The sequence below is a fragment of the Streptococcus sp. STC1396 genome (assembly GCF_058933875.1).
Genome location: NZ_JBZYCU010000038.1, coordinates 1 through 12,401, shown reverse-complemented (window position 1 = coordinate 12,401; position 12,401 = coordinate 1). Strand labels below are relative to the sequence as shown.

Here is a 12,401-nt window from a genome sequence, read left to right as displayed (position 1 = left end):
CGTATTTCGGCAGGTTTTTGAACTCATAAGTCCAGTTATCCTTGGTTACTTCTTGTTCCGCAACCTTAGTGGTTACGCCGTCAACCGTCTTGTTCAAGAGAACCTTGATCTTATCTGGGCGTTTGCCATCTTGGTTGTTCCCATCTTCCCAAGTCTTGGTTCCTTCAACGGAGACTGTAGCTAGGTCGTGGGTATTTTTAATCGTAAAGCTTGTCGCTGTATCGGCAGTAATTTCTGGAATATAACCATCAACTGCTTCTTCTGTTACAGTATACTGGATCTCTTGACCATTTTTATATTTCGCAAGACCTGTAAATGTAGCAGTCCAAGAACCATCTTGAGCAGCTTGGATTTCTTTTGAGTCAACCTTAACGCCATCTGCTAGCAGATTCACTATAATCTTGGTCGGACGGAGACCATCTTGGTTGTTCCCATCTTCCCAAACTTTAGTTACAGAAACATTTGTTTCTGCTGGATTGTAGCGATTTGTAATCGTGAAGCCAGTTGTGGCATCGCCAGTAAGGACTGAAGTGTAACCTGCTGGAACTGAAACTTCTGCGATTGTATAGGTGATTGGAGTGCCGCCTTTATCGGCATCCAGATTCGTGAAGTTTCCTGACCAATTATTTTCTTTATTGAGTTCAAGGGTCTTACCTGTGTCTTGACCATCGGCAAGGAGTTTAACGGTGATAGAATCTGGGCGTTTGCCGTCTTGGTTGTTCCCATCTTCCCAAACTTTTTTCACAGAAACCTGGGTTTTGTCTGGTGTGTAAACATTGGTGAAGGTTGTGCTGCCATCGCTGGCATCACTGCTGTACTCAACAGATGCGTGCAGTTTGCCTTCTTTATCATCTGTTACAGTTACTTTAGCTGTGACGGTCTTCGCATCGTAGGCGATCCCATTTTCAGTTGTTCCAGCTTTCACTTCCTTGATGGTGTAAGTGTAAGTGCCTTCTTCATCAAATGACAATTCTTTAAACTTAACTTTTCCGTCTGCACCATTCTTCGCTGTTTCAACGTTACCGACTTGGTCTGTCAAAGCAAATTCAAACATATCGGTTTCGAGATTTCGACCGATCAGCTTCTTCGTTACTTCGAGACTTGCTTTAGCGTTTTTAGCCTTATAGGTGTTTTCAAAAGTACTGTTATTATTGTCGTAAGAAACGCTTGCTTCAAGAGCTCCCTTATTGTTATCCCTTACTGTGATGGTCACTTCGACAGTCGTGTTAGAATAAGTGATCCCTTTATCAGTTGTGCCTGTATTCTTTTCAATGATGGTATAAGTGAATTCACCTGGTTTGTTAAATTCCAATTCACCAAACTGAATGTTCCCGTCTGCATCATTTGTCGTGGTTGCGACTTGATCCCCCTCTCCATCCAACAAGGCGAATTCGAATTCACCGCCTTTAAGCTGAATCGGTTGATCTGTATTCTTATTGATAAACGTTTTCCTTGCAGCAACAGGCACTTTAACCTTGGTAGCTTTGTAGGTATTTGTGAATGTCTGAATTCCGTCATCTGTAATGGCATCAATAGCCCCAGAGATTGGAGGTACGAGATTTGAACCAGCAGCTACAGATGAGAAATCAGCAATAGGAGCTGTTAGAGCTGAAATGGCAAAATTTTCAACCCAGGCAACCAGCTGACCTCTTCCATTATCATAGACGTGTACGATGACAGGAACCGTTCTCGCATCATGGGTCACCCCATCAATGGTTTGACCAGCATTTACTTCCTCAATCGTGTACTGGTAATGTCCTTCTTGTGTAAAAGGGATATCTTTAAAGACTACATCACCATTTGCATCATTCTTAGCTCTTTGAACTTCTTGCCCATCTTTATCTCTCAAGATAAACTCAAATTCATTCGCTTGAAGAGGTGTTGGACGACCACCAGTCAATTCTTTTTTGACTTTAATGTCCGCCTCAGTTGGTGAAGTGCTATAGGTATTTGTAACAGTAAGACCCGCTGTTTGGTTAGCGGTGTAACCGTATACTGTAGTGACAAGATTGCCTTCATTATCAACTTCCATCACACTATAAGTGTACTTCACGCCGTGCTCATCTGTCGCAGGAAGGTCTGTCCATTCGACAGTTCCATTTGTTTTTGGAACTTCTTTCTTCTCAACACCAGCCACTTCTTCTTCAACTCCACCTTCTGGTGTACGATAGAGTTTGAAGTAGAGTGTTGGACGAACATATTCCTGACCGCCTGCCCAGACTTTCTTAGCCGTCACGTTTGTTTTTGGAACTTCATAAGTATTGGTAACTTGAGTCTTGTCTGCATTGTAAGATACGACATAGTTATTCTCTCCAACTTTGACTTTCTCTCCTTCTTGCAAAGGAAGGTCTGTCTGGTCTTGATGTTCGCGAACAGAGTAGACTAACTCTGTGGTTCCATCGACATCGTACTTAGGTAGTTGATTTTTCCACTTGTAAGTGTAGACACCGTTAGACTCTGTCACTTCAGGAGTATAGTTCCCAGTAACAGGTTTTGCATCTGCAACAGTTTGTCCTTCTTTGTGCACATACAAACCGAGTTTGACTTCTTTGTAGTCAGTTGCTTTTCCGTTTACCCAAGTCTTGGTTGCTTCAAAGTCAACTGTCACACGTTTGTTGGAGATGTTTAGAGGAACACCTTCGCCCTTCATCTCGACTTCAAATTCTTTACTATTAGCGACATAGCCAGGTTTAGGTGTTTTTTCTTTGACGATATACTTATCATTTTTGAGAGAATCTGTAAGGGCAATCCCGTTCTCATCAGTTTTCACTTCCTGAACTTTAGCCCCATCACTTTTTCGGAAGATTTCAAAAACAACATCTTTCAACTTAACACTTGCATCAGCCTCGTCGTATTTTGTGATTTTGATCTTGCCAGCGATATCAGCGGTAATAGTCGCACCAGCAGACTTAACACTCTTTGTGTTAATAGTTGTTTCTTTTTGAGTACCGCTTGTACCTCCCCATGTTTTCCAAATAAGTTGCGGTTGGTTATCAATCAGGTACTGGGCTGTGTTGGTAACGGTTGAACCATCTGCCGGTGAAGTAGTCGAGTACCGGAACAGAAAACTTTTTGTCCCCATATTTGTCGGCATACGTAGCACAAAGCTACGCTTTCCGTTGGTATAAGTCAGCAAGGCTTTGTTGTCTGAATCCGCTTGGTAGACAGCTGGATCCGTTGTGATTCCATATTCCTTACCTAATTTTGTAAGACCAGCATCATTGGTATCTGTCGTCTTGTACTCTGCCTCATATAGTGTAAAGCTAGATTCTATATAGTTCGCAAAAGCCCCTTTTGAAAGATCATCTTTAATCTCTATCACATGATTGCCCATATCTGTTTTAGAGCGATTGAATTTCATATAGTAATTGATTTGCGGAAGACTTGTGTGATGACTGCTATACTTATTAAGTAGTTCTCCTTCAAGAGAGACTTTATCATATTTCTTTACTGTGTAGGTTATCTGCTGCGTTTTGCCACCAGGTATGACATAGGTCACAGTCTTCTCCTCTTTTGTGACCGTCTCAGATGCTTGTGCAACGAATTCTCCACGAATGTTTTGTTTATTCTCTACCTCAGCATTAAAGGTAAATTTCAATTGATGGTTGGAGTTATCAACCTGAACAGTTCCCATCTTGGTATTTGATGTCGTATCTATCAAATCCATGGTCTCATCCTTCAAGCTCAAGTTGTCAGGAGCCTTTACAATAAAGTAATCCCCCTTCCTGATTTCATTGACCGCCACATTTGGAAATGAAAACTTACCCGAGAACTTCAAAGCCACCTGTGTTTCACTTTCACCATGAAAACCCGTTGAGGTGCTTCCTGTTTCAGCTACAGTAATCTTCAAATCCTCGAAATGGGCTTTATCGGTAACGTCGGCAGCAGAAACGCGCTGGACATTCCAAAATCCTAAAACAGCAAAAGTTGCTAATAAAGATAAAAAGAAGCCTATCCACCTCTTTGCCTTCATAATCAATTTCTCCTTCTCCTAATTTTTTATAAGCGTAGAATATAAATATTGATATTATGTTCGTCTTATATTATAATCGTTATTATTGTACTTCAAATTAACTAAAAAGACCATATCCTTTAGAGGTTTTTTCTTGACAGTTTGTCAACTTTTGGCTTAGTCTTATTGGAAAGGAGAGCAGCAAATAATATATGGCGCGAAATACAAAAGAAAAAATTATTCAGGCATTCTTTGAACTAGCCTTAGAAAATCCTTCAAAGTCACATTTTTCATTAGCAGAAATTGCCCAGCAAGCTGGCATTTCCCGACAAGCTATTTATAAAAAACATTTTAATAGCACCGAAGAGATTATTGAAGAAGTTCATCGAATTCTTTATTCAGAATTTTCTGCTGTATTACAAACATATGATCGCTCTACCATCGCAGATCCTTTCGTTTTTTTTGCAAATCACTTTCTCCCAGTTTTTTATAAGCACAGAAAATGGATACAGTGCTTCTATACTACAGCTGCTAACCCCAACTGGATTCCCTTTTTTTCTTCTATTTTATTTGACTTTCAAAATGAGAATGTTTCCATCAACCACGACGTAATACAGGTGCCTAAAGAAAAAGTATCGCAACTTCTAGTAAAAGGGATTATGAATTTATTAGAAATTTGGATTGTCCAACCAGAGCCAACTCCTCCTGAACAATTTGTCCAGACATTTTTATTCGTTATTCATTTTCCTATTTCAAGCTATGTTGCCAGAGCAGAGAACCCTCAAGAGCAATTGCCGACATCTCTATTTTCGGAATAAGAAATTTTTAAAAATAGAAAACACCTTCACCAAGATCTAACTGACTAGACCTTAGTGAGGGTGTTTTTATTCATTTATGCGATAATAAAAGGTGCCCTGTTCATCAAAAGTATTCATCCCAACTCCAGCCCAAATTCGATCACGCGCTGTGTCTGAGTTGTCTTGAAAGTTCTCCTTATCTGCTATTTTGACTCCCTTGGGAATGAACTCCAGCAGAAAACCGCCAGTCTCTCCTCCGTAGACACCACCAGAAGCTGTTCCATAATCTGTCAGAGAAGCACCATAGAGTTCATAGCTGTCAGAAACCAGCCCCTTAGCATCAAACACTAACTGATTTCCAGCAGCATCCTGCCAAGTTCCCTCGATACCAGAGTAGTCACCATTCACCAAGGCAGAAATGTCCATCGCTTCCTTCTCCTCTTTCGTCTGTTCTGAACTTGAATCCAGCGAACTCTGACTGCTGACCGCAGACGAACTGCTCTCTGGCTGCTGACTCGATTCTTGTTGCAGCGAGCTTGATGTCGACTGATTGGAATTTTCATTATTGTGTGAACAAGCCGCTAAAGTCACCACCATTATACAAATCAACAAAGAATAAACTGATTTTTTCCTCATGATTTCTCACTTTCTAAGTAAAATCTACTATCTAGTATAGACTTTTTCAACTCGTTTTACAAGGCACTCCCAAACTAGAATGGAACTTTAGATATTCTCTACTTGCAGAACTTTATAGATGGTTTTAGCTAAAGCTGCTTGATAATCTTCTGCACTCAAGGGTCGATCTACTGTGACCTGAGCAGTTTTACTATCTAAATCCACAAGCACATCCGAGACCCCTTCTATTTTCAAAAAATGCCCTGTAACGTGCTTAACACAGTTTTGACAAGATACATGTTCTAATTGGACTTTTTGTTTCATGAGATTTCCTCCAGTGTTTTCTTAGTATTTTTGAACTTTTCTAAAGCATGCACGCCTATTTAGCCTTAAAACGGTTGAGGCGCAGCGCATTGGCAACAACTGAGACAGAACTAAGACTCATAGCCAGCCCTGCCAGCATAGGATTAAGCAGGGGACCGCCAAAGAGGTGTAGCAGCCCCATGGCAACAGGAATGCCCAGCGTATTGTAAGCAAAAGCCCAGAAAAGATTTTCCTTGATATTTTTTATAGTTGCCTGACTGAGCTGGATGGCCTTGACTACATCCTGCAACTCACTATGCATCAGTACAATATCCGCTGATTCGATGGCTACATCGGTACCGGATCCAATCGCAATCCCCACTTCTGCTTGGACGAGGGCTGGGGCATCATTAATGCCGTCTCCAACCATGGCTACTTTCTTCCCTCGTTCCTGCAGTCTTTTCACAGCATCTGCCTTACCGTCTGGCAGAACCCCAGCAATGACTTGTTTGATACCAACCATCTGAGCAATAGCGGCTGCTGTTTCCTGACGATCCCCCGTCAGCATCAAGACTTCCAATCCCAATTCCTGCAGCTGTCTGATAGCTGCTGGGCTGTTTTCCTTAATGGTATCTGCCACAGCCAGAAGTCCTGCTAAACAACCATCTACAGCCAGTAGCATGACAGTTTTACCCTGATGAGAAAGAGCCCGTAGGCGCTGTTGAGCCTGACTCGCATCAACTTGGTAATCCGCCATCAAAGCTTCATTCCCAATCAAGATCGTCCGTTCTTCCACCCGAGCCCTCAGACCACGCCCTGAGATGGATTGAAAATCACTGACAGGAGACAGAATAACACCTTCTTCCTCAGCGGTTGCTAGCAGAGCCCGAGCCAAAGGATGCTCCGAATGCTGTTCGCCACTAGCAACCAGACGCAGCAACTCAGCCCGTGGCAAATCCCCAAAGACTTCAAGGTCTGTCAGGCTAGGCCGGCCAGCGGTGATGGTCCCTGTCTTGTCAAGAACAACCGCATCCAGCTGATAGGCCGCTTCTAGAGCCTGGCCAGATTTGATAAGAATGCCATTTTCAGCTCCCTTACCCGTCCCGACCATAATAGCTGTTGGAGTCGCCAAGCCCAGCGCACAGGGACAGGCAATAACCAGAACCGCAATGAAAATGGACAAGGAGAAAGAAAGACTCTGACCCGCCAGAAAATACCATCCCAAGCCTGCCACAGTCGCCAAGCCTAAGACAATCGGGACAAAATAGAGCGATATCTTGTCAGCTAAAGCTGCAATGGGAGCCTTGGACCCTTGGGCTTCCTCTACCAAACGAACAATCTGTGCTAGAGTCGTATCAGCCCCCACCTTAGTCGCTTCGTAGTCAATGGTACCATTCTGATTTAGCGTCGCACTGGTAATCGTATCTCCTACCTTCTTTTCTACCGGCAGACTCTCACCGGTCATCATAGACTCATCTACATAGGTCTGTCCCTCCGTCACAACCCCATCCACCGGCATACGTTCACCCGGCTTAATGCGGACAATATCTCCAAGCTTAATCTCCTCCGTATCAATGACCACAGCCTGACCATAGCGAATCACTGTCGCTTGACTGGGCAGGAGTTTAATCAGACTTTGAATAGCCTGCGAAGTCCGACCTTTGGCTGAGCTTTCCATGTATTTGCCCAGCAAAACCAGACTGATGATAACAGAAACCGACTCAAAATAAAGCTGATGAACAAAGGCATGCTGGCCAGCAAACACTTGACCGCTCGCATAAAGGCTATAGAGAAAGGCTGCTCCTGTCCCCACAGCAATCAGACTATCCATATTCGGATGCCTCTTGATGAGATTACGCACACCTCTCTGATAAAAACCGCGTCCGACCCAGAGGGCCGGTAGAGTCAGTAACAACTGAGCCAAAACAAAAGTCAGCGGAGCCTGCGTATGATCCAAAAAGCTCGGCTGGGGTAAGCCAATCATACTCCCCATGGAAATATAGAGCAGGGGTAGAGTCGCTGTAAAAAGTAGCTGAATCTGCCTTTTTTTCTTGTCCAGCACTGCTGCTTTGGCCACTGCATCCCGAGCATATTCCGCCTGCTGCCTCTCCCCTTTTTCTTCAGCCTGATAACCAGCCTCAGCTACAGCATCCAGCACTTGCTGACTGTCAAATCCCGCCTTAGGAAGCAAACTGAGCCGATCTGTTGCCAGATTAACACTGACTTCCTCAACCGTTGCCAAGTCCTTAACCGCCATCTCCACCGCCATAGCGCAAGCAGCGCAGGTCATACCAGAGATTCTGTATTCTTTCTTCTCGCTCATCAATGCGCCACCTTTCCGTGCCCGCAACGACACTGGCCTTGAGGGCAGTGACATTTAATTTCCAGCGGAGCCGAAACTCTTTTTTTGTCTATAACCTGACTGAGCCGCTCCAAATCACTCTGACTAAACTGGTGACTCTCAATCATTGATATCAACAACTCTCCGTGTTTGGTATTACAAATATTATCAAAAAGCGCCTGCCATGTACTTTCCAGATGATCCGCTTCCAAAATCCGAGCATCGTAGTAAAACTTACCCTCAATTTTTTCCATGGCGATAAATTCTTTGGTCTTCAGACGATTCAAAAGTGTCTTGATGGTTGCCGGCTTCCATGAAAAGTCAGCTTCCAAACGGGCTATAATCTCTGTACTGCGACTGTGTGGATAGGCCCACAGCACACGCATCACTTGCCATTCAGCTTGACTGATATTTTGCTGTTCCATTTTCTAGCACTTCCTTAGCATTTACGTTTGTAATTCAATCCTATATTAGTTTACATCTGTAATCAAAAATTGTCAAGCCTTTTTATTGTCACTTCCTCATATACAAAAAAGAAGGCGGGCTAGTCCCGTCTTCTTGCTTTACTCACATTAGTGCGCCAACATCTCTTGGGCAATTTCCTGACCAGTCAACTTACTTGGATAGTAGGTCGGCCAGTTTTCCAGCTCATCAAAGAGTGCTTCCTGGCTTTCGCCGCCATAGAAGATGTGGAAATGAGCTGCCTTGGTTGGTGCAATGTTGTGGTCGCTAAACTGAACATACTTGTACTGGCCAGCATCCTCGTCTGTCGCTTCAAACATAAAGCGTACCCCTCGATTTCCCTTAGAGTAAGTCAGAGTGTGCTTACCAACGTATTTATAAGTATATTTCTTGAATTTTCCATCTACCACAAATTCCATGGTCTTGTCTGTGATATTGATATTGGAAACATCTGTCTTGTAGCCCTTGTCATAATAGTCCTTGTATTCAGCTGCCGTCATTTTCCCAGTCAGCTTAGACTTGTAGTCAAAGACTTGATCCAAGGTCCCGTCTTTCAGATAAGGGTAAACAGACTGCCACTCACCAGCATAGTCAGACAAGGTCCGGTCCTTGACAGCACTGTCTTCAAAGTAACCATTGTGAACAGTCTTATCGTCTTCTTCTTTCTCAGCAGCAATCTCTGCTCCCTCTTGATCAGTAGTCTTTTTAAGAGCCTTTAGATTGGCCTGCATGATAGAAATATAGTCTGCCCCATCCTTGGTCTGCTCTTCGGTCAAGCTTTCCAGCGGATTCAAGACATCAAGCTCTACTCCTGTTTCCTTAGCCAATGTAGAAGCCAAAGCCTGAGAAGCATTCTCTTCAAAGTAGATATATTTGATTTTATTTTTCTTGATATACTCGGTCAATTCAGCCAAGCGAGAAGCGGATGGCTCACTGTCTGGTGAAAGTCCAGAAATTGGCACCTGCTTCAAGCCATAGTCCAATGCCAGATACTTAAAGGCTGCGTGCTGAGTGACAAAGCTCTTTTGCTTGGCATTAGCCAAACCATCTTCATATTCCTTGTCCAAGGCTTCCAGCTTCTTGATATAAGCCGCTGCATTTTTCTCAAAAGCAGCTTTCTTGTCAGGGTAAGACTTGCTCAGACTATCACGGATGTGCTCCACCATTTTAATAGCCCGCTTCGGAGATAGCCAGACATGAGGATCATAGGCATGATGATGCCCCTCTTCCCCATGGTCGTGGTCTTCTTCCTCTTCACCACCAGGCAGCAAGAGCATATCTCCTGTCGCCTTAATAACCGTTTCTTCCTTATTTTTCAAAGTTTTCAAAAGATCTGGAACCCAAGTTTCCATGTTTTCATTTTCATAGACAAAGGCATCTGCATCCTGAATAGTCGCAACTGCCTTAGCTGAAGGCTCATAATCATGCGGCTCAGTCCCAGCCCCGATGAGGAGTTCAACGTTGGCCTCATCTCCAGCGACCTGCTTAGTAAACTCATAAACCGGATAAAAAGTTGTGACAATATTGAGCTTGCCATCTGAATTTTTTTGATTGGAACAAGCTACTAAGAAAATACTCAGTAAACCTGCTAATAGTAAGCTAATTTTTTTCATTTTCTGCTCCTATTTCATAAATTTTTTGACCAGGTTGACCAGCAAGAACAAGCTGACGAAAATAATCGTAATGCTAGCGCTAGCTGGCGTCTCTGCATAGTAAGAAATATAAAGTCCAGCAATCATACCAAAGAAACCAATGGCATTTGCCAGCAAAATAACCGACTTGAAATTTTTCCCAATCCGCAGGGCAATACTAGCCGGCAAGACCATGATGGTCGAAACAAGCAAGGCTCCCGCAGCTGGAATCATGAGGGCAATCGCAACACCCGTCACGATATTGAAGAGAATAGACATGGTCCGCACAGGTAGCCCATCCACAAAGGCCGTATCCTCATCAAAGGTCAAGATGTACATGGGGCGAATGAAGAGGAAGGTCAAGACGAGCACCACAGCAGCAATGACAAAGAGAGAAATTACCTGCTCCCTACTGATAGTCACAATGGAGCCAAATAGATACTGGTCCAGACTCATCGAGCTAGAACTCTTGCCCTTACTCATAACAATCAAGGAAATAGCTAAGCCGGTTGACATAAGAATGGCTGTCCCGATTTCCATGAAATTCTTATAGATAGTTCGCAGATACTCTAAGAAGACTGCTGCAACAATGACGACAAGCACCGTTGTGAGAGTGGGTGATAGCCCAAGAATCAAGCCAAAAGCCACACCCGCCAGTGAAACGTGGCTGAGCGTGTCACTCATAAGGCTCTGCCGACGTAAAATCAGGAAAGTCCCCAGAATCGGTGAGAAGAGGCTCATGGCAATAACTGCCAAAAAGGCTCGCTGCATAAAATCATAGGAAAATAAATTAAGCATGGCTCACCTCCTGTCCGCTGTCACTTTCATGCACATTGAAACAGCGCCAAGGCGAGTCCTGATTACGAACCAGATGAATGTTGCGGTCAGCATATTTACGAACTTCCTCCGGATCGTGCGTAATCATCAAGACAGCTTTCCCATGCTGATGAGCACTATGGTGCATGAGCTTGTAAAATTCATCCTTGCTGCCTGCATCCATCCCTGTTGTCGGCTCATCTAGGACAAAAATATCCGGATCTGAAGCAAACATCCGAGCAATCACAGCCCTCTGCTTCTGGCCACCAGAAAGTGAACCGATCCGCTTATCCCGATGTTCCCACATTCCAACCGACTCTAAACTAGCCTTGATATGCTCCTCATCGTGTTCATTCAAACGGCGAAACCAGCCCTTGCGCGGATAGCGCCCAGACTGGACAAATTCGTAAACCGTACTAGGAAAACCCGCATTAAAACTAGCAATCTGCTGAGGAAGATAAGCAATCCGCAGTTTCTTACCTCGCTCATTGGTCTTGGAAATCTTAACTTCCCCATGCTTAGGCTGCAAAATTCCCAAACTAGCCTTGACAAGTGTCGTCTTAGCAGCCCCATTCTCCCCCGTCAAGGTTACAAACTCGCCACTATCCAGAAAATAGTGAATATGCTCCAACACAGGCTCCTTGTCATAGTAAAAGGACAGATTTTCCACTGTGATATATCTCATTTCCCAATTTCTCCAATCAAAGCATCCAAAAATTTCACAATTACTTCCTGCTCATCAGAAGAAAATTGCTCTGCCAATCTATGGTAGGTGTCTAAGGTGTGCACATGATGGTGCTGATGCTCTTCCGCAATCGGTCGCGCCAAGTCAGTCAAACGATAAAAAGTCACACGAGCATCTTTCTTATCCTTGAAAGTTTGCAACATCTTTTGCTCCACCAAAGACTTAACAGCTTTAGTTACAGCAGCCTGGCTAACATTCAGCCGTTTCGCCAGATCAGAATTTGTCAAAGATTCCTGAGACAAAAGCATCAAAATGTGCTCCTGCGTGTTCGTTAGCCGTACATCACTCGTACAAGAACCGATCAAAATTTCATGTTGATTCTCAGCTGTCAATATGACCTCATTCAAAAAATGATTAATCTTATGTGCTAAATCCATCATTTCTCTCCACTCCTTTAACCGGTTAATTTTTTACTAGTTAAGTATATCATAAAAAATAAAAGAATCAAGTTCCAATTTAAAAATATACATTGTTTTCACAAGAATTAGCCATGTAGCGTTACAATAGATGTGAGACCTGAGTACCAAAAAAGAAGAAACCTTGATAGGATTAGTTCTGACACAACCATCAAAAAAAGGAATCTTCTCATGAATAGTATACCACAAAACATCCGCTACCTGCCACATACTTTGGATACCCGCTATCACGCTGTCAAAACCTATCGTAACGGTACCTCTGTCGCCTTTATCTGTCGGAGATACAAAGTCTCAAAAGCCTCTCTTATGCGTTGGAATAAACG

Annotated in this window: 10 protein-coding genes and 1 pseudogene; 2 read left to right on the top strand and 9 right to left on the bottom strand. The window is 43.5% G+C overall.

The genetic code is table 11. The features are described from left to right. Positions 1 to 3,973 (bottom strand): Cna B-type domain-containing protein (locus AC5FEC_RS10100; protein ID WP_493662094.1); only part of this gene is annotated, 3,973 nt, incomplete at its 3' end. A 191-nt stretch (positions 3,974 to 4,164) separates the two neighbouring features. Here AC5FEC_RS10100 and AC5FEC_RS10095 point away from each other — a divergent pair. After that, positions 4,165 to 4,770, top strand: a complete 606-nt coding sequence (locus AC5FEC_RS10095; protein WP_493662093.1) for a TetR/AcrR family transcriptional regulator — start codon at positions 4,165 to 4,167, stop codon at positions 4,768 to 4,770. 66 nt (positions 4,771 to 4,836) lie between these two features. On the opposite strand, the gene AC5FEC_RS10090 is transcribed toward AC5FEC_RS10095, so the two are convergent. From AC5FEC_RS10090 to AC5FEC_RS10055, 8 genes are all read right to left on the bottom strand, one after another. Further along, positions 4,837 to 5,385: a DUF6287 domain-containing protein gene (locus AC5FEC_RS10090; RefSeq protein WP_493662092.1), complete on the bottom strand. Its 549-nt coding sequence runs from the start codon at positions 5,383 to 5,385 to the stop codon at positions 4,837 to 4,839. Positions 5,386 to 5,472: 87 nt separating this feature from the next. Continuing rightward, complete coding sequence (locus tag AC5FEC_RS10085; RefSeq protein WP_493662091.1) at positions 5,473 to 5,688, bottom strand: heavy-metal-associated domain-containing protein; 216 nt, start codon at positions 5,686 to 5,688, stop codon at positions 5,473 to 5,475. Between the two features lie 55 nt (positions 5,689 to 5,743). Continuing rightward, positions 5,744 to 7,990, bottom strand: a complete 2,247-nt coding sequence (locus AC5FEC_RS10080) for a heavy metal translocating P-type ATPase (RefSeq protein WP_493662090.1) — start codon at positions 7,988 to 7,990, stop codon at positions 5,744 to 5,746. Then, a complete protein-coding gene (locus AC5FEC_RS10075) occupies positions 7,990 to 8,433 on the bottom strand; it encodes a CopY/TcrY family copper transport repressor (RefSeq protein ID WP_493662089.1) in 444 nt (147 codons plus the stop codon). Before AC5FEC_RS10075 ends, AC5FEC_RS10080 begins: the two co-directional genes overlap by 1 nt. A 147-nt stretch (positions 8,434 to 8,580) precedes the next feature. Next, positions 8,581 to 10,083: a zinc ABC transporter substrate-binding protein AdcA gene (locus tag AC5FEC_RS10070; RefSeq protein ID WP_493662088.1), complete on the bottom strand. Its 1,503-nt coding sequence runs from the start codon at positions 10,081 to 10,083 to the stop codon at positions 8,581 to 8,583. Between the two features lie 9 nt (positions 10,084 to 10,092). After that, positions 10,093 to 10,899: a metal ABC transporter permease gene (locus AC5FEC_RS10065; RefSeq protein ID WP_493662087.1), complete on the bottom strand. Its 807-nt coding sequence runs from the start codon at positions 10,897 to 10,899 to the stop codon at positions 10,093 to 10,095. Next, positions 10,892 to 11,602 carry a metal ABC transporter ATP-binding protein gene (locus AC5FEC_RS10060; protein WP_217473579.1) on the bottom strand — a complete coding sequence of 237 codons (711 nt, stop codon included), beginning with the start codon at positions 11,600 to 11,602 and terminating at the stop codon, positions 10,892 to 10,894. Before AC5FEC_RS10060 ends, AC5FEC_RS10065 begins: the two co-directional genes overlap by 8 nt. Then, positions 11,599 to 12,042: a zinc-dependent MarR family transcriptional regulator gene (locus AC5FEC_RS10055; RefSeq protein WP_037618418.1), complete on the bottom strand. Its 444-nt coding sequence runs from the start codon at positions 12,040 to 12,042 to the stop codon at positions 11,599 to 11,601. The genes AC5FEC_RS10060 and AC5FEC_RS10055 overlap by 4 nt, the downstream gene beginning before the upstream one ends. 207 nt (positions 12,043 to 12,249) lie before the next feature. Here AC5FEC_RS10055 and AC5FEC_RS10050 point away from each other — a divergent pair. Then, positions 12,250 to 12,401: pseudogene (locus AC5FEC_RS10050) on the top strand (IS481 family transposase); the annotation flags it as partial.